At 46.4% G+C, this 17,025-nt stretch carries 18 protein-coding genes; 6 read left to right on the top strand and 12 right to left on the bottom strand.

Annotated features, from left to right (window positions below):
• Positions 1 to 96 precede the first annotated feature (96 nt).
• From SCJ97_10980 to nadA, 9 genes are all read right to left on the bottom strand, one after another.
• The gene (locus SCJ97_10980; GenBank protein ID MDW7740557.1) at positions 97 to 2,523 is read right to left on the bottom strand and encodes an ATP-dependent Clp protease ATP-binding subunit; all 2,427 of its coding nucleotides are present in this window, start codon (positions 2,521 to 2,523) and stop codon (positions 97 to 99) included.
• Between the two features lie 159 nt (positions 2,524 to 2,682).
• On the bottom strand, positions 2,683 to 3,699 hold the full coding sequence (locus tag SCJ97_10985) for a protein arginine kinase (GenBank protein ID MDW7740558.1): 1,017 nt from the start codon (positions 3,697 to 3,699) through the stop codon (positions 2,683 to 2,685).
• A 29-nt stretch (positions 3,700 to 3,728) separates the two neighbouring features.
• A complete protein-coding gene (locus SCJ97_10990) occupies positions 3,729 to 4,268 on the bottom strand; it encodes a UvrB/UvrC motif-containing protein (GenBank protein ID MDW7740559.1) in 540 nt (179 codons plus the stop codon).
• Between the two features lie 23 nt (positions 4,269 to 4,291).
• Positions 4,292 to 4,768, bottom strand: a complete 477-nt coding sequence (locus SCJ97_10995; protein MDW7740560.1) for a CtsR family transcriptional regulator — start codon at positions 4,766 to 4,768, stop codon at positions 4,292 to 4,294.
• A gap of 208 nt (positions 4,769 to 4,976) precedes the next feature.
• Positions 4,977 to 5,681 (bottom strand): MgtC/SapB family protein, encoded by a 705-nt coding sequence (locus SCJ97_11000; GenBank protein MDW7740561.1) that lies wholly within the window; start codon positions 5,679 to 5,681, stop codon positions 4,977 to 4,979.
• 29 nt (positions 5,682 to 5,710) lie between these two features.
• Positions 5,711 to 6,628: an FAD-dependent oxidoreductase gene (locus SCJ97_11005; GenBank protein MDW7740562.1), complete on the bottom strand. Its 918-nt coding sequence runs from the start codon at positions 6,626 to 6,628 to the stop codon at positions 5,711 to 5,713.
• A gap of 38 nt (positions 6,629 to 6,666) precedes the next feature.
• Positions 6,667 to 7,509: a carboxylating nicotinate-nucleotide diphosphorylase gene (gene nadC, locus SCJ97_11010; protein MDW7740563.1), complete on the bottom strand. Its 843-nt coding sequence runs from the start codon at positions 7,507 to 7,509 to the stop codon at positions 6,667 to 6,669.
• A 63-nt stretch (positions 7,510 to 7,572) separates the two neighbouring features.
• The gene (gene nadB, locus SCJ97_11015; protein MDW7740564.1) at positions 7,573 to 9,177 is read right to left on the bottom strand and encodes an L-aspartate oxidase; all 1,605 of its coding nucleotides are present in this window, start codon (positions 9,175 to 9,177) and stop codon (positions 7,573 to 7,575) included.
• 43 nt (positions 9,178 to 9,220) lie between these two features.
• A complete protein-coding gene (gene nadA, locus SCJ97_11020; GenBank protein MDW7740565.1) occupies positions 9,221 to 10,129 on the bottom strand; it encodes a quinolinate synthase NadA in 909 nt (302 codons plus the stop codon).
• Between the two features lie 171 nt (positions 10,130 to 10,300).
• On the opposite strand from nadA, the gene SCJ97_11025 reads away from it, so the two are divergent.
• From SCJ97_11025 to thiI, 3 genes are all read left to right on the top strand, one after another.
• Entirely contained in the window at positions 10,301 to 10,522 is a 222-nt protein-coding gene (locus SCJ97_11025) for a NifU family protein (GenBank protein MDW7740566.1), read from the top strand.
• Positions 10,523 to 10,594: 72 nt separating this feature from the next.
• Complete coding sequence (locus SCJ97_11030; protein ID MDW7740567.1) at positions 10,595 to 11,743, top strand: cysteine desulfurase family protein; 1,149 nt, start codon at positions 10,595 to 10,597, stop codon at positions 11,741 to 11,743.
• Between the two features lie 34 nt (positions 11,744 to 11,777).
• Positions 11,778 to 12,941, top strand: a complete 1,164-nt coding sequence (gene thiI, locus SCJ97_11035; GenBank protein ID MDW7740568.1) for a tRNA uracil 4-sulfurtransferase ThiI — start codon at positions 11,778 to 11,780, stop codon at positions 12,939 to 12,941.
• Positions 12,942 to 13,032: 91 nt separating this feature from the next.
• Here thiI and SCJ97_11040 read toward each other — a convergent pair whose 3' ends face one another.
• A complete protein-coding gene (locus SCJ97_11040; protein MDW7740569.1) occupies positions 13,033 to 14,046 on the bottom strand; it encodes a 4Fe-4S binding protein in 1,014 nt (337 codons plus the stop codon).
• Positions 14,047 to 14,128: 82 nt separating this feature from the next.
• Here SCJ97_11040 and SCJ97_11045 point away from each other — a divergent pair, with 82 nt between their 5' ends.
• The 3 genes from SCJ97_11045 (at position 14,129) to SCJ97_11055 (ending at position 15,330) form a co-directional block, all read left to right on the top strand.
• A complete protein-coding gene (locus SCJ97_11045; protein MDW7740570.1) occupies positions 14,129 to 14,494 on the top strand; it encodes a LysR family transcriptional regulator in 366 nt (121 codons plus the stop codon).
• 97 nt (positions 14,495 to 14,591) lie between these two features.
• Positions 14,592 to 14,951: a hypothetical protein gene (locus SCJ97_11050; protein ID MDW7740571.1), complete on the top strand. Its 360-nt coding sequence runs from the start codon at positions 14,592 to 14,594 to the stop codon at positions 14,949 to 14,951.
• 16 nt (positions 14,952 to 14,967) lie between these two features.
• Entirely contained in the window at positions 14,968 to 15,330 is a 363-nt protein-coding gene (locus SCJ97_11055; GenBank protein ID MDW7740572.1) for a hypothetical protein, read from the top strand.
• Between the two features lie 101 nt (positions 15,331 to 15,431).
• Here the strand turns inward: SCJ97_11055 and SCJ97_11060 are convergent, their stop codons facing one another.
• Positions 15,432 to 16,073 (bottom strand): hemolysin III family protein, encoded by a 642-nt coding sequence (locus tag SCJ97_11060; GenBank protein ID MDW7740573.1) that lies wholly within the window; start codon positions 16,071 to 16,073, stop codon positions 15,432 to 15,434.
• Between the two features lie 98 nt (positions 16,074 to 16,171).
• Positions 16,172 to 16,807: a DOMON domain-containing protein gene (locus SCJ97_11065; protein ID MDW7740574.1), complete on the bottom strand. Its 636-nt coding sequence runs from the start codon at positions 16,805 to 16,807 to the stop codon at positions 16,172 to 16,174.
• Positions 16,808 to 17,025: the final 218 nt, after the last annotated feature.

Consider the following 17,025-nt stretch of genomic DNA (forward strand, 5'->3'; position numbering starts at 1 on the left):
TTCGACAAAACAGGTAAAAAATCCTTTGCATGCCTTAAAGTTGCTACATTCATAATATTTACACAAAACCCTCCCCGGAAGGAGGGTTTTGCAGATCTATTTCTTGCTGAAGACATAGTGTTCTTCTTCGTCCAAATTAACTTTAACTGTATCACCAGGAGCAATTTTCCCCTGCAGTAGCTCCTCGGAAATGCCGTCTTCGAGGCGGCGCTGAATGACCCTTCTGAGAGGGCGGGCACCAAACTTGGGATCAAAGCCCTCCCTGAGAAGCTTTACTTTCACATCGTCGGATACTTCGACATGCAGGTTAAACTCTTCGATACGCCTATTCAATTCATTGAGCATGATATCGACAATCTGACGAATATGCTCTTCACTGAGGGAATGGAAAACAATCAGATCATCGACCCGGTTTAAAAATTCGGGACGGAAGGTGCGTTTCAATTCATCCATGATCCGCTCCTTCATCTGTTCGTAATCGGCTTCTTCGCCGGATGCACCGAATCCCATGGCCGACTTATCGAGAAAAGTAGCTCCCACATTGGAGGTCATTATGACCACCGTGTTGCGAAAGTCAACGGTTCGTCCCTTTCCGTCAGTCAGGCGGCCGTCTTCAAGTATCTGAAGCAGCACGTTAAAGACATCAGGATGGGCTTTTTCCATCTCATCAAGCAGCAAAACAGAATAGGGTTTGCGGCGAACTTTTTCAGTCAACTGGCCGCCTTCATCGTAACCGACATATCCCGGAGGAGCGCCGATCAGCCTCGCGGCAGTATGCTTCTCCATATATTCCGACATATCGAGGCGGATGACTGAGTTTTCATCGCCGAAGAGCGCTTCAGCCAGAGCTCTTCCGAGCTCAGTTTTGCCTACACCGGTGGGACCGAGAAAGATGAATGAACCGATGGGCCGCTTCGGATCTTTCAAGCCGGCACGAGCCCGCCGGACAGCCCTGGCTACGGACTGCACAGCTTCATCCTGACCGATAACCCTTTTATGCAGGGTCTCCTCCAGTTTCAGCAACCGTTCTGATTCTTCTTCGGCAAGCTTTTTGAGGGGTATACCGGTCCAACTGGATACGATATAAGCAACATCTTCTTCACTCACCAGTGAGCGATCAGATGTACCGACTTTCTGTTCCCACTCTTTTTTTTGCTCGTCTAGTTCTTCCTGTAATTTATGTTCTTCATCCCGCAATTTGGCTGCTTTTTCGAATTCCTGATTGCGGATAGCAGCTTCCTTTTCAGTACGCAGGGCAAAGAGTTTTTCTTCAACGTCCTTCAAATCTGACGGTACCGTATAGTTGCGAATACGCACCCTTGATGCCGCTTCGTCGATCAGGTCAATCGCCTTATCCGGCAGGAAGCGATCCGAAATGTACCGGTCACCCAGGTTAACTGCCGCTTCGAGTGCCTCATCGGTAATTTTTACCTTGTGGTGTGCTTCATATCGATCGCGCAACCCCTTGAGAATTGCAATGCTTTCCTCGCGGGTCGGTTCACCGACCGTGATCGGCTGGAACCTTCGCTCAAGAGCCGGGTCTTTTTCAATATGCTTGCGGTATTCATCCAAGGTTGTTGCCCCGATGCACTGCAGTTCACCGCGGGCCAACGCCGGTTTCAGGATATTTGAAGCATCTATAGCCCCTTCAGCCGCACCGGCCCCAATCAGGGTGTGCAGCTCGTCGATGAAAACCATCACGTTGCCTGCCTGGCGCAGTTCAGTCATCAATTTACGGAGACGTTCTTCAAATTCACCACGGTATTTGGTTCCGGCAACAACAGCAGCCAGTTCTATGGTAACCAGTCTTTTGCCCCGGAGTATTTCAGGTACTTTACCTTCGACTATACGCTGGGCCAACCCTTCGGCAATCGCCGTCTTGCCCACACCGGGCTCGCCGATGAGGCAGGGGTTATTTTTGGTTCGGCGGCTGAGGATCTGGATAACCCGTTCGATCTCGTTTTCCCTTCCGATTACAGGATCCAGCTTACCTTCCTTGGCCAGTTTGGTGAGGTCACGTCCAAAAGCATCGACCGTCGGAGTCTGCGGGTCGGCTTTCTCACTTTCTGCAGCCCTGGATCCGCCTTCCTCTCCGCCCAACAGCTGGATTACTTCCTTGCGGGCCCGTTTAAGATCTATCCCCATATTCGCCAATACCTGGGCGGCTATGCCTTCACCTTCGCGGACCAACCCGAGCATCAGATGCTCGGTGCCGACGTAATTGTGCCCGAGATTCTGACTTTCTTCGATTGCGAGTTCGACGACCCGCTTGGCCCGCGGGGTATAGCTGATCCCCTGGTGAATTACCTTTTCACCCTTGGGAGTTATTCTTTCCACTTCATTTCTTACACTGTTTAAATCTACAGCCATGTTCTGGAGAGCCCGGGCAGCAATGCCTGAACCTTCACGAACCAGGCCTAAAAGCAGGTGTTCTGTACCGATAAAGTTGTGGTTAAGCCTTTTGGCTTCTTCCTGGGCCAAAACAAGCACCTGCTGGGCTCTTTCCGTAAATCTTCCAAACATAAACATCTATATCACCTCTTTTTATAATCTGAGTTCATCGCGTGTCAGGGGGACGGGGTACCTGACACATTAATTAAATTTTGCCGGGTAAAAAGTGTGTCAGGTACCCCGTCCCCTTGACACTTTAAAAAAGTTGTCAACAACCCCGTCCCCCTGACATTATTGGGAGCGTTCCAGGGCCTGCTTGATCCTGGCGGGGCGCTCAATATTTCTCTCTTCCCGGTTTAACTCCCTGCCTGTCATAAGCTGCAGGCAGCCGGGACGGATTAATACCAATAACTCATTTAAGAGTTTATGATCGACCGTTTTAATCAGGCCGAGATCATAACCGAGGCGCAGGTCGGAAATGAGTTGAATTGCTTCCTGGGAACTCATTACCTGGGCAAATTTCAGCAATCCCAGTGCCCGCCAGGCTTTATCGGCCAGATTGGCCCGTTTTTTATCGAGCAGGTTCTGCCTTGCATTCTTTTCCTGCTCAATCACCTGGCTAATTACGCTGGACAGGTTGCTGATAATTTCCTCTTCACTCTGGCCAAGAGTTACCTGGTTCGAAACCTGAACAAGGTTACCGATTATTTCCGAACCTTCACCGTAAAGTCCCCGAACGGCCAGGCCAACCTGGGAAAGTGCCCCAAGAATACGTCCGGTCTGCCTGGTTATAATCAGAGCCGGTAGGTGAAGCATCAAAGAAGCTCTAAGACCAGTTCCGATGTTAGTCGGGCAAGCAGTCAGGTAGCCATAACGCTCATCAAAGGCATAGTCGACTTCACTTTCAATCAGGTCATCATATTTTCCGGCTTCCTTCCAGGCTTCCTCAAGCTGCAATCCGGGTAAAATGGCCTGGATGCGCAGATGATCCTCTTCATTGATCATGATGCTAATCGCTTCGTCAGGTCTGAGCAGCAGCGCCCCGTGTTTGGACTCACCAGCCAGGAGGGGACTGATCAGATGTTTTTCAACCAGCGACTGCTTTTCCAGTATAGAAAGGTCTGCCATCGGCCAGTATGAAAACTCTTTAAATTCTTCTTTTTTACCGGTTGCCAAATGCATATCTTCCAGAATCCTGTTTCTTATATCATCAGCAGCGAGACAGGGAAAATGATATTTACGGACATTTCTGGCTATCCGAACTCGTGAACTGATCACCACGTCTGTATCGGGGCCGCCCGCTTCCATCCAACGGCTTAGAGTAAACTGAACCTGTTTCACTGGTTTTCTCCTTTTACTGTTCCGGTATCTATAATCTGTGCTTCCAGCTGGCGGATACGATCCCGCAAGACGGCGGCTTCTTCAAATTTTTCGTTCAAGACCTTCTGCTGCATATCTTCCTTAAGTTCGTCTATTTCCCGCAGGTAAAGCACTTTTGTTCTGATCCGGAACGGTATTTTGCCGCGGTGCGAACATCCGGCATGGATTTTACGCAGCAAAGGTTTCAGCTGTTCTTCAAAAGCGGTAAAACATTCACTGCAGCCGAGCCTGCCTACCTGGCTGAATTGGGCAAAAGTCAACCCGCAGGAAGGACACTGCAAACCGGGGAAAGATGAAGCTTCCCGGTTATTAAAGAGATTTTGGTTTAGTAAACCGGCAAAGAGCTGGTGCAAAGAAAATTTTGGCTCATAAGAGAAATCCAGTTCATCCCGGTCGTGGGCACAATGCTCGCACAGGAAGAGTTCAGTCTGTTTCCCATCTGAGCTCTTGATGATGTGAATTGTTGCTTCATTTTTTCGGCATTCCTGGCAAAGCATAGATAAATTCTCCCTTATAGAATTTAATATCCGGTCTTCAGAAGCTCTTCAAGAATATCACTGAAAAGCCTTTTCTGTAATTTCCTTGTCTTTTCCCTGCTTAACCCGGCAAACAGGTAGATTTCATCACTGATGATCTTTTCCAGTAAGCGGGATTCCCTTCTTGAGATAATCTTGTCATCATACATTCGTTTGATCAAATGCTTCAGCCTTGAAGGTTCAAATTCTTCATCAGTGAGGATTGAAATAACCTCACGCCAGGCATCTGGTTGTTCCGGTTCAATACGATAAATCCGGATGCAACCGCTGCCCCCGCGCCTGCTCTCGACCAGGTATCCTCTTGCAAGCGAAAAACGTCGTTCCAAAACATAATTAATCTGAGAAGGAACACAATCAAATTTACCGGCCAGCTCGCGCCTCTTGATCTCTATATGCTGGTTAGTGCTAAGAGCCAGCAGTTTTTTCAAGTAATCTTCTATATAATCGGTAAGGTTGGGCATTAAAAACGGCCACTCCTTAAATGTTTGACCTTCTCTGACCTTAATAGTAATATCTCATTTTTCAGGGAAAATAGCAAGTGTCACAGGAGGAGTATATTGCGATTCTATCCGTTTATTGTCATTATTTCACTGGTTTTCTTCGCTTTGCGTCATTTTACTGCATAATATGTATAATACTGAAGATGCTTTCATATAGATAGAGGAGTTTTTAGTTCTTCCGGACTATACTGTTTTGCCAATATATTTCAAGAATCCCATTCAGTTCATATAAACGAGTAAAAAGATTGTTTAAGTCAGTTTCAAGGGGTAATTCAACTATAAGATCAATATTAACCTTATCTTCACCCGCTTCAGCGCTCTCGGGATCGCTGATTTCGCTCCGGCGGATGTTGATCATCATATCTCCAAGGGTAGCACCGACTCTTCCCAGCAAACCCGGTTGATCAAGGGCAACTATTTTAAGATGTTTCAGGCGGCGCCGGGAAAAAAAATATCTTTCAAATCTCCTGAGGGTTAGAAGGCTGATCAAAACAAAAACAGTTGTTAAAATTGCACCCAGGTAGAAACCTACCCCAATAGCCAGACCAACCCCGCTGACAACCCATATGGTGGCTGCCGTTGTCAAACCCTGTATACTACCCCGCTGCTGTATGATTGTTCCCGCACCGAGAAAGCCAATACCGGTTACCACCCCGGCAGCGATACGCCCGGGATCTGAAATGTAGCCCTGGCCGATAGCACCGGTAAATCCATAGGCGGAAACCATCATGATCAGCGCAGAACCGGCACAGACCAGAATATGGGTGCGAAAGCCTGCCGGGCGCCTGTGAGATTCACGTTCGAGCCCAATTAGACCCCCGAGAATGACAGCCAGCAATAACCTGAGAGCTGTTTCCCAATATTCAATAGACATCATGATCCCTCCATCTTGATCTCTCCAGGTTAAGTAAAGAGATATTGAGCTACAGCAGTTGCAGCGATTGCCCCGTCCGAGGCAGCCGTAATAACCTGGCGCAGAAATTTACGACGAATATCACCCGCTGCATAAACTCCTGAAATATTAGTTTCCATTTTACCGCTGGTGACGATAAAGCCGTGCTCGTCTACTTCAAGCAGACCGCTTTCAATAAAACCGGAATTCGGCTGGCGACCGGCGAAAATAAATATGCCATCTACAGGCAGCTCTTTATCCTGCCCGTTCTGGACAATATTTAACCCGGTGACTTTCTTATCTCCTTCGATGCTGCTGACTGTTGTATTCCAGAGCACCTCAACTCTGGGCAGGCTCAAAACTTTATCCTGAAGGCCTTTAACACCACGGAACTGATCCCGGCGGTGGATTAGATAAATTCTGGAGGCGAACCGATCCAGGAAAATAGTTTCTTCCAGTGCGGCATTTCCACCGCCTACTACGGCAATCTCTTTCCCTTTAAAAAAGGCTGCGTCACAGGTGGCGCAATAAGATACACCGCGCCCGCGCAGTTCAAGTTCGCCTTCAACGCCGAGCAGCTTCGGCTCTGTTCCAGTTGAGATAAGGACCGTTCGTCCCTGGAACTCACCCGCCGATGTATTCACTTTTTTGATCTCCCCGGTTAGTTCAGCTTTTTCTATTTCAGCAAAATTTACAGGGACCTGAAGATTTTCCATCTGTTTTTCAAGCAGCAAGCCGAATTCAAAACCGCTGATTCCATCGGGAAAAGCTGGATAATTATCGAGCCTGTCGGTTGAAACGATCTCTCCGCCAACAGCTCTGTTCTCAATTATTACAGGATTCAAACCTGCTCTTACCGCATACAGGGCTGCTGTCGTTCCGGCCGGTCCACCGCCGAGAATCACTATATCAAAAATCTGAGCTTCCATTTTGAGCACCTCCATCTGTTACCTCATCTATATCATTTCTATTCAGTTGGTTCGAGTATAAAAGATATATCCAGGGCACGACAGGAATGAGTAAGTGCGCCGCTGGAGATATAATCAACTCCGGTAGCAGCAATCTCTTTTAGACGTTCGAATGTAACGTTGCCCGATGCCTCGAGCAGGGCTTTCCCGGATGCAATTTGGACTGCTTTTTTCATCAATTCGGTGCTCATGTTGTCGAGCATTATTATATCCGCCTTTGCCTCCAGGGCTTCTTGGAGCTGATCGAGGTTGCTGACCTCAATTTCAATCTTCAAGGTAAAGGGAGCCTGCTCGCGGACTTTTTTGACGGCGCTCCTGATGCTTCCAGCGGCGGTTATATGATTATCTTTGATCAGTATCCCTCCGTCAAGAGCGAGTCGGTGGTTAGCGGCACCGCCTACTCTTACTGCATATTTTTCCAGGATACGCAGGCCGGGAGTTGTCTTGCGGGTATCGGCCAGGCTGGCAGGAAAACCGGAAAGTTCTTCAACCCACATAGCAGTCTGGGTCGCGATACCGGAGAGGCGCTGCAGAAAGTTGAGGGCGATCCTTTCCGCCGAAAGAATCGGCTGAAGAGGACCGGTAACATCCATTATGATCATGCCTGGTTCAAAGCGCTCGCCATCGTTGATCCGCGGCTGGCATTTTACACTGCAGTCGAGGTAGTTAAATGCTGCGGTGGCAATGTCTGTACCGGCCAGCAGCCCCGCTTCTCTGGCAATAACCCGTCCACTTCCCCTTTTTTCCTCTGGAACCGTGTAAAGGGTTGTCAGGTCTCCTGCTCCGATATCTTCCCTGAAAGCCCGCTTCAGTATCTCGCTTACCAGGTATGAAGGTATCACCGGTGATCACTTCCTCTAAATTCAAGTTTGTTCAACACGTAATAAGATGAAGCACGTCGGTTCTTATACATCCCTTGCCTGAAATCGGCCTTCCGGACCTGTATGTATTTCATTTTGCCAGTCTGAAGTCTGGAAAATTATATGTTTCCGGGCAAAATCCTCACTGCTGTCCGGGTAATCTGAGCGGAAATGACAGCCCCGGCTTTCTTCGCGCAACAGCGCCGCTTCTGTCATCATCCAAGCCGTAAGAAGCATATTTTTCGTTTCATTTAATTCAGCCTCAGAATAGTCGAAGCGGAGCAGATTAAGCCAGCCTGAGATCTCTTCCTTCATATCCTGTAGACCGTCCTTTGCCCTGATCAGGCCAACATTATCCCACATCAGTTTCTGCAGCTTAGGCCTGAGCGTTCTGCATTTTTCTTCCTGTTTGCCATCGGCTCCGTTTATTGTAGCTGTCGGATTGACAACATTTACTGGTCTCTCAATTGTTATTCTTGTAATTGCTTCAGCTACCCGGTAACCGAATACAAGTCCTTCAAGGAGGGAGTTACTGGCCAGGCGATTTGCTCCATGTACTCCGGTGGAAGCCACCTCGCCCACAGCATAAAGATTCTTTACTGCCGAATGCCCGTCGAGATCTACTTCAACCCCGCCAATCAGGTAATGGGCAGCCGGAGTAACAGGGATTAACTGCCTGGTTACATCGAGGCCCCATTCCAGGCATCGGTTATAGATCGTGGGAAACCGGGTCGGGATGAAATCGGCACCAAGGTGACGAAGGTCAAGAAAAACAGGTTTTCCGGTTTTTTTGGTTTCGGCAACTATGGAACGGGATACTATATCGCGGGGACCGAGTTCCCCTTTTTCATGATAGCGCTCCATGAAACGCTCCCCCGAATAATTGACCAGGTAAGCGCCTTCACCCCGGACTGCTTCCGAGATTAAAAAGGGTTGACCCTCAGGTGGTAAAAAAACCGTGGGATGAAACTGGAAAAATTCCAGGTCGCGTAGAACAGCACCGGCCTGGTAAGCCATGGCCAGGCCATCACCGGTTACAGCCGGAGCATTAGTCGTATATTGATAAAGCTGGCCACATCCTCCGGAGGCAAGTATAACAGCCGAAGCGAGTAACGCTTTACGGGTCTTATATTTGAAATAGATCAGACCGCAGCATCTGCCATCTTCAACCAGCAGTTTTTCGGCAAAAGCATCTTCGATAAAATTGACTCCCCGCCCCTTTGCGGTTTCAATCAGGTTTTCAATCAATTCCCGTCCGGTGGCATCACCACCAATGTGCAGGATCCTTTTCTTGGAGTGAGCCCCTTCTCGCCCCAGGTCGATAGCATCGCCGATCCGATCAAACTCTACTCCCAGGGAGAACAGATCATTGATCCGTCCCGGAGCTTCCTCGACAAGTACGCTTATTGCTTTCCGATCACCGAAGAAGGCACCGGCTTTCCAGGTATCCTCCAGGTGAAGAGAAGGTGAATCATCCGGTGAGAAAGCGGCGGCAATACCGCCCTGGGCAAACCAGGTGTTTCCGGCAATCAGATCCTGTTTGCTGAGAACGGTTACACTGCCGACTTCAGCGAGGCGGATAGCCGCAAAAAGCCCTGCCACACCGGAACCGACTATTACAAAATCAGTAGATTCTTGATCGATCGTCATTATATTACCACCGGTTAATATTTTAATAGCCCAGCAAGTTATCTCATGAAACGGAAAGCATGCGCTGCAGAGCTTTCAGGGCGCCTTCACGCACTTCTGCAGAAACAGTAATTACATTTTGATTATTTTCAAGGGCAGAAAGGATCTTCTCCAGTGTGGTATATTTCATATTCGGGCAGATAAGGCCTGTTGAGAGGAGATAGAATTTTTTATCGGGTGCCTCTTTCTTTAAGCGGTGAAGCATGCCCATCTCCGTCCCGATGATCAGTTCTTCATATTCTGTTTCTCTGGCATACTTGATCATACCACCTGTACCGAGCGCTTCGTCGGCCAGGGCTACCACATCAGGGCGGCACTCGGGATGCACAACCACTACAGCATGGGGATGTTCTTTTCGGGCCTTTTCAATATCTTCAGGACTAACCCGGTGATGGGTGATGCAGTAACCGGGCCAGGGGATTATCGTTTTTTCCGTTCTCTGGGCAACAAAGTGAGCAAGGTTTCCATCGGGAACAAAAAGTATTTTATCTTCCTCTAATGAATTGACAACCTTGACAGCATTCGCTGAAGTGACACAAATGTCGCTCAAAGCCTTAACTGCAGCGGAAGAGTTTATGTAGGTCGCAACCGCCGCTCCGGGATGTTTTTCTTTTAATTCCTGCAGCTCTTCGGCAGTAATCATGTTGGCCAGGGGGCAGCCTGCCGATAGATCGGGAAGAAGCACCGTTTTTTGCGGTGATAAGATTGCAGCGCTTTCAGCCATAAAATGAACACCGCAGAATACGATTACATCCGCATCCGACTCAGCTGCCAGCCTGCTCAGTTCAAAAGAATCACCAACATAATCAGCGGCATCCTGAACTTCATCAATCTGGTAATTGTGAGCGAGTATAACCGCATTTCTTGTATTCTTAAGTTTGTCAATTTTTGTGATAATCTTCCGATTGTCCATAGATATGTAAACTCCTTTGCAGTGCTTTGGTATATGGTTATTATGAGTGATCAGCCCTTTAGTGTCAATGAAAGCTTCTTATTACATATAGAACTACTTCACTTTGATTATGTTATAATAAAGTTACAGCAATACTTTGGGTTGCTGAGTATGCATAAGGAGGACTTCAAGATGAAGGAACAAGTTGAAAAAGCCCTTGAAAAAATTCGTCCAGCCCTGCAGAGGGATGGTGGCGATGTTGAGCTGGTAGAAGTCGGCGATGACGGCATTGTCAAGGTAAGACTGACCGGCGCATGCGGCGGCTGCCCCATGTCTACTATTACCCTGAAACAGGGTATTGAGAGAGTATTAAAGCAGGAAGTGGCTTCTGTCAAAGAAGTTATCTCTGTTTAAATAGCCGCGATAGAAAACCCGGGGAAACCCGGGTTTTTTGTTATCTGAAAACTATTACTGGGAGGCAATTTTTTGCGGGATATTTACCTCGATAACAGCGCAACAACCCACCCTTTCCCGGAGGTAATTGACCTGATCAGCAGCATCCAGGATCAGGCTTACGGAAATCCTTCGTCAATGCATGAAAAGGGGATTGAAGCTGAAAAACTTATAAAAGGGGCCAGGAAAGAGATTGCTCATTTTTTTACAGGCCGGGAAGAAGAAATTATCTTCACTTCAGGCGGCACAGAGTCAAACAATTTGGCCATTAAAGGCGCTGCTTTCCGCCATCGTCAACGGGGTAATCACCTGGTTACCACCGAGGCCGAACACCCTTCGGTCTTGAATAGTTTTCGGTTCCTGGAGACTGAAGGCTTTGAAGTAACCTTTTTGCCGGTCGACAGTTCCGGCCTGGTGAATTTGGCTGATTTGAAGGCAGCAATCGGAGAAGAAACAACTCTGGTCAGCATAATGCATGTAAACAATGAAATCGGCACCATCCAACCTCTTGAGCAGCTGGGATCGTCGATCAAAGAGATTAACCCCCATACCATGTTTCATATCGATGCAGTTCAATCATTTGTTAAGCTCCCCTTGAGCCCATCAAAATGGCAGGCTGACCTGATCAGCTGCAGCGCCCACAAAATTCACGGTCCCAAGGGAGTAGGTTGTCTCTGGATCAAAAAGAACACTCATCTGCAGCCGCTAATGCACGGTGGAGGACAGGAAAGAGGCCTGCGGCCGGGCACAGAAAATTCTTCTGCTATTGCCGCATTCGGTCTTGCAGCAAAACTTTACCACGAAGCGCTGCGTAAGAATGATAAATTTAACGAGCTTAAGAGAATTCTGATCAGCAAACTGAAAGAGAGGGCTGTTATCTTCGAGATAAATGGCCCTCCCGTTGATGAAGGAGCCCCGAATATAATAAATCTTTCTGTAACCGGTTTGAAGGCCGAAGTAATGCTGCATGCTCTCGAAGATCGGGGGATTTATGTTTCGGCCGGTTCTGCCTGTCATGCTAAACATCCCGATCCAAGCCATATTCTTGAAGCCATCGGTTTAAGCGGAAAGCGTCTGGAGAGTGCATTGAGATTCAGCTTTTCTTTCATGAATACGCAGGAGGAAATGGAAATTGCCGCAGAAGCGGTCCAGGAGATCATCAGCCGGTTTGGAACCTTGTAAAAAAGTTTTTTATAGTGAATTGCGGAGGTTACAGATGACAGGGAAAATACTGGTTCGCTACGGCGAAATTGCTCTAAAAGGGAAAAACCGAAAAGAATTTGAGCTGCAGCTTCAACGTAATCTAAAAGCAGTAATTAAGGATAACGGCGGTGAAGTTGCGCGATTGCATGGCAGGATGATTATCTCCGCACCAATGGAATCGAGAGATCAGATTCTAGGATTTTTGAATAAAGTTTTTGGCATTGTTTCAGCCAGTTCTATTACTGAAACGAGCTTGGATTATGATGAAATCAGGAACACCGTGATTCAAATTGCCTTAGCGGAAGCTGGTGGATATGAAACATTTAAGATTGAATCACGCCGCTCGAATAAAAATTTTTCCATGACCAGCCCAGAACTGAATAGAAATCTCGGCGCAGCGGTACTGGAGAATCTTCCAAACTTACGGGTGAAGCTCGAAGATCCGGATTTGACTATCTCGGTTGAAATCGGTTTTAAGAATGCATTTCTTTATCAGAAAAGAATGCCCGGACCGGGCGGACTACCGGTAGGTATTAGCGGCAGGTCGCTTTTACTCCTATCGGGAGGTATTGACAGCCCGGTTGCCGGTTGGCTCTCCATGAAAAGAGGGCTGGCTCTGGAGGCTCTGCATTTTCACAGCTTTCCTTTTACCAGCCGTCGTGCCGAGGAAAAAGTGGCAGATATATGTCGTAAACTGGCCGTCTATGGCAACAAAATTCCCCTGCACATGATCAGCGTAACAAACATTCAGCAGGAACTTAAGAAAGCAGGGGCAGATAGTTTGCAGATCATTTTGCTGCGCCGGATGATGCTGCGTCTTGCTGAATATTTATCGCAAATAAGGGACCTTAAAGCCCTGGTTACAGGTGACAATTTAGGACAGGTGGCCAGCCAGACCCTGGAGAGCCTATCGGTTATAGGCGAAGCAACGGAAATGCTGATTCTCCGCCCACTTGTGGGGATGGATAAGGAAGAAATCATCCAGCTATCTATTGCTATCGACACGTATCAGACTTCCATTCTTCCCTATGATGATTGCTGTACTTTATTCGTTCCAAAAAATCCGGTGACAAAGCCGAGAATCGAAACTGTGGAAGAGATCGAATCCAGGCTTGATCTGGAGGGGCTAATCCAAGATGCTTTGGGAACTTTGAAAACAGAAATTATCAGAAGATAGCTGGATAGCTCGGTAACAATTTATATAGGGTTAGCAGGGCAATTATATTAATCTTAGTCTAAGCCTGATAAAAGAAGTATTTTCTTGACGATTAGCCTTTGAGACGACGGTCCATACTCTCTTCTAGGGCGGTTTCGAGCAAAACTTCCGGTCCGGGGAAACGGGCTTTCCCATCGGTAACATTTGAAAAATAAAGGGCATCGGTCGGGCACCAGTTCAGGCAGCGCAGGCAGTACATGCAGTGATAAAGCCTGATGGGATATCCTTCATCGTCCAGTTCGATCAGACCCTGGGGGCACTGCTGAACACAGGTCATGCATAGGATGCATTCATCTTTGTGGATGCCGTAACCGAACAGGAAGTGGTTGAGTAAAAAATCGATGCCATATGAATAGAATATTCGCATGGGAATGCCAACTACATTTGCCAGTAGATTTGACTGTTTATACCAGTATGGAATGCCATAAAAAAGTGAGTGAACATATTCGAGAAAAATGAAAATGTTTTTTCTGGCCTGAAAACTTTTCCTGATAAGCTGACGTCCGGCATCCAGGTAACTGAAGTTACGGCGCATCACGGCAGCAGCTGAATAGATAAAAGATTGATCGAGGTGGCCAATATAACGAAATCCCTTCATGGTTAAGATATCTTTCATGAACTGTTGATAATCACCCTGGGCACCGTCATGGGTAGCAAAGGAGAAAACTCTGATCTTCTTGTTAAATGCAGGCAGATCAAGTAGAAATCTAATCATAACCGGTGCCGGACGAAAAGCGTATACTGGTGAACCGAATCCGATCAGATCGTAATCGGACCATTCACGTGCCAGATGCCCAAAAAGGGGATTGCTGTCTACAGATTTCAGAGCGCTTTTTATATCGAGGTATGGCCAGGGATATTTACTCAAAGGCCGTTTCTTTTCAGCCCTGATTGTATAATTTAAAGCTACCGGCTTTTTCTGCCAGAGGGTGGGCAGGTCGGTAAATTCTTCAAGGTTGAGCAGATCACAGTTATAACCCCGCTTCTCCATTTCCTCCTGGATAAGTGAGGCATAGTATCGGGTAATTCCTGTTCCGGAAAAATAAACCAGTAGTACATTCAGCATTAGTTTCACCACTTTTATTATAACCTAACTGAAGGATTAGACAATTGAATAAATAGTATAAGTCCTAACCGGGGGTGAAAATATGACTTATCAACTCAAGGCAAAGATCTGGCTGGAAAAAAATAACCGGAAAGTTTTTGGCGACGGTCCGCTGGACATTTTAAGAAGGGTCAACCAAACGGGATCTCTCCGGCAAGCGGCAGCAGAAATAAATATGTCGTACAGCCAGGCCTGGCATCTGATTCGTATGTTGGAGAAAAATCTCGGGTTTGTTGTTCTAGAAAAACAGGCGGGAGGCCAGGGTGGCGGACATTCGAAACTAACATCTGAAGCAGATAAACTTGTCACCGCTTATGAGTTGTTTCGAAATGAAGCAAACTCAAAATTAGAGGAGCTATTTGAAAAATATTTATCAGGTTTGAACCTTAAAGATATGGTTGATAATTAACTGGTAAAATAATAATTAATTTGCTTTTTTTACCGTTTAGTTGTATATTTTAATCAGGATCGGTTTATTTACAGCACTCAAAGGTGGTGCAGAGATTATGGCTAAAGAATGGAGTATAAAGAACCTTTATTTTTATCTGGTTTGCCTGGTTACCCTCTTCCTTTTTGTCGGAGGGGCTATTTCGGCAATTAACAGCGGTATGCAGCTCGCCCTGCCAGATAAACCAAATGTACCAATTATCTACGTTTACTATCCAGAATACAGGGAGGGAGCGGAACAGCCACACTTTGATCCTCCTCCCCTTGAAGAACTGGAGAGAAGAAGGGCAGAACAGGAGAAATCTGATATATACTACCAGGGTTATACAAAGAGAAGTCTGCTTAATTCGATTGCTTTAATGATCATTGCTGTGCCGTTTTATCTTTATCACTGGAAAAAGGTGAAACCTGAATGGTGAAAGAGAGGCGTTTCTGATGAAACTTAAATGGGATCTTGAACATGTTTATTTTTACCTGGTCAGCTTCGTCTCCCTGATCCTGATCATTGTCGGGGCGGTAACCATAACTCAGACAGCGATAGCCTACGTGACACCAATTTACGAAGAATACAGCCCTTATGCCATTAGAGAACCAAATCCTGACCTGACACGGTGGGAAGAGAAGTTCGGACCGGAGTTTATCGAACAGGAAAAAGAAAGATTCGATGCCATCAGTCGTGAAAACACGCAACGTCGGCTGATCAGGGATCTAATCCGAGGTATCGCCTTTATCGGTATCGCCTTACCCGTATATTTATACCACTGGCGCAAGATACCGAGACTGGAGGTCCTGGAATAACCCACAAATAAGTGTACGATTTAAAGCCTGTCCACTTTTCGTACACTTATTTATTAGCATGATAGTTTTAAATCAAAAGCATCCCTGAAAGGGATGCTTTTTTAAGGTAAAACATAAAGAAAAACGGCGAAAAAATGGCAGATGCTGCCGCCGAGGACAAAAAGATGCCAGATGGCATGCATGAGCAGTCTCTCTCTGCCTGCATAGAAGATCATACCCAAAGTATAGGATAGTCCTCCTGCACCTAAGAGGACTAATCCATTCACCGGAAGACTGGAGATTAGATCCTTAATCGAGAAGATAATCAGCCAGCCCATCAACAGGTAGAACAAGGTTGATATAACCACATGGCGATTGATAAAGAACGCTTTGTAGAGAATTCCTGTAATAGCTAAACCCCAGATCACACCGAAAAGAACCCAGCCAGTTGATCCCTGTAGAGTAACCAGAGTAAAGGGTGTATAGGTTCCTGCAATCAAAAGGTAAATTGCAGAATGATCAATTATCCTGAAGATATATTTCAACTTTGGTTCTTGAAAACTGTGATAGAGCGTTGATGCAACATATAACAAGACTAAGGTAGTTCCGTATATGCTAAAACTGACCACATGCCAGGCATTCCCTTTTATCGCGGCAAAAACAACAAGTAGTACCAATCCGGCAACGGCTAATAAAGCTCCTATACCGTGTGTAATTGAATTAGCTATTTCGTTTATGACATTTATTCTCCTGGCGCTCTCCATTACATCCTCCCTCAATATCACCGGAGCAATAAATAAGTGAACAAACTAAGAACATTCCTTATTTCGTTCACTTATTATTTGAATATTGTTATTCGCCATCAAGGCTGAACTACAAAGGTTGTTGTGCCTCGGGTTGTATGCATCGTTGTTATATTATCAGAATTTCTATGAGTTGCCACAATCAAAGCATAGCTTTCACCCGGAATCAATTCTTCAACATTGTAACCCTGCCCTTCAGGAAAAGCAAGCGGATATGAAAATTCCATTATAGTTTTTCCATCGACACGGGCTAGATAAAATTGATCGACTGCTGTCGTCCCAGCTTCAGAATGGCTTCTGGCCTGTCCTATATCATCTCGGAATTCAGGATTTGTTCCATCCATATAACCTAAGATCATATTTGCGCCGCTCATTACGCCTCTGGTATTGAAACCAACAGCAATCCACCCTTCAACTTCTGCTTCCATGTATACATATAGGTAGTTGTCATCATGAGCAAGATATATTTGTGCTCCTGCGACCTGTAAAGGTTCGGCAGGATAACCTTCACTTGATCCCTGGACGGTGATTGCCTGGTCAATTTTTCCCATCATAGGACCTTCAATTTCACCAATTCCAGTCTCTCCATCCGGGATTCCTGTAGGTTCCGGTGATTCCGGCGCTTCTGCCACTCCACCACATCCGGCTACAAGCAAAATTCCTACTAAGATTACTGCCATTAATAAATACTTCATTAGATATCACCTCGTTAGAAGTAATTATCATGCGCTTCTTCATGCTGTATTTGCCTTATTATATCACATTTCCTATAGTCTTTGTAGTGTTAGAATATAAGTGTACGAAAAGTGGACAGGCTTTAAAGCGTACACTTATTGATCTATTGATCTATTGGCAACCAAATAAGTGTACGAAAAGTGGACAGGCTTTAAAGCGTACACTTAATTTATTGGGG

This window comes from Bacillota bacterium (assembly GCA_033549065.1).
Taxonomy (GTDB): Bacteria; Bacillota; Dethiobacteria; order DTU022; family DTU022; genus JAWSUE01.

Coding starts and splice junctions, on each gene's coding strand:
- SCJ97_10980 (MDW7740557.1), bottom strand. CDS start 2,523: ATGTTTGGAAGATTTACGGAAAGAGCCCAGCAGGTGCTTGTTTTGGCC.
- SCJ97_10985 (MDW7740558.1), bottom strand. CDS start 3,699: ATGGAAGCGGGCGGCCCCGATACAGACGTGGTGATCAGTTCACGAGTT.
- SCJ97_10990 (MDW7740559.1), bottom strand. CDS start 4,268: ATGCTTTGCCAGGAATGCCGAAAAAATGAAGCAACAATTCACATCATC.
- SCJ97_10995 (MDW7740560.1), bottom strand. CDS start 4,768: ATGCCCAACCTTACCGATTATATAGAAGATTACTTGAAAAAACTGCTG.
- SCJ97_11000 (MDW7740561.1), bottom strand. CDS start 5,681: ATGTCTATTGAATATTGGGAAACAGCTCTCAGGTTATTGCTGGCTGTC.
- SCJ97_11005 (MDW7740562.1), bottom strand. CDS start 6,628: ATGGAAGCTCAGATTTTTGATATAGTGATTCTCGGCGGTGGACCGGCC.
- nadB (MDW7740564.1), bottom strand. CDS start 9,177: ATGACGATCGATCAAGAATCTACTGATTTTGTAATAGTCGGTTCCGGT.
- nadA (MDW7740565.1), bottom strand. CDS start 10,129: ATGGACAATCGGAAGATTATCACAAAAATTGACAAACTTAAGAATACA.
- SCJ97_11025 (MDW7740566.1), top strand. CDS start 10,301: ATGAAGGAACAAGTTGAAAAAGCCCTTGAAAAAATTCGTCCAGCCCTG.
- thiI (MDW7740568.1), top strand. CDS start 11,778: ATGACAGGGAAAATACTGGTTCGCTACGGCGAAATTGCTCTAAAAGGG.
- SCJ97_11040 (MDW7740569.1), bottom strand. CDS start 14,046: ATGCTGAATGTACTACTGGTTTATTTTTCCGGAACAGGAATTACCCGA.
- SCJ97_11045 (MDW7740570.1), top strand. CDS start 14,129: ATGACTTATCAACTCAAGGCAAAGATCTGGCTGGAAAAAAATAACCGG.
- SCJ97_11050 (MDW7740571.1), top strand. CDS start 14,592: ATGGCTAAAGAATGGAGTATAAAGAACCTTTATTTTTATCTGGTTTGC.
- SCJ97_11055 (MDW7740572.1), top strand. CDS start 14,968: ATGAAACTTAAATGGGATCTTGAACATGTTTATTTTTACCTGGTCAGC.
- SCJ97_11060 (MDW7740573.1), bottom strand. CDS start 16,073: ATGGAGAGCGCCAGGAGAATAAATGTCATAAACGAAATAGCTAATTCA.
- SCJ97_11065 (MDW7740574.1), bottom strand. CDS start 16,807: ATGAAGTATTTATTAATGGCAGTAATCTTAGTAGGAATTTTGCTTGTA.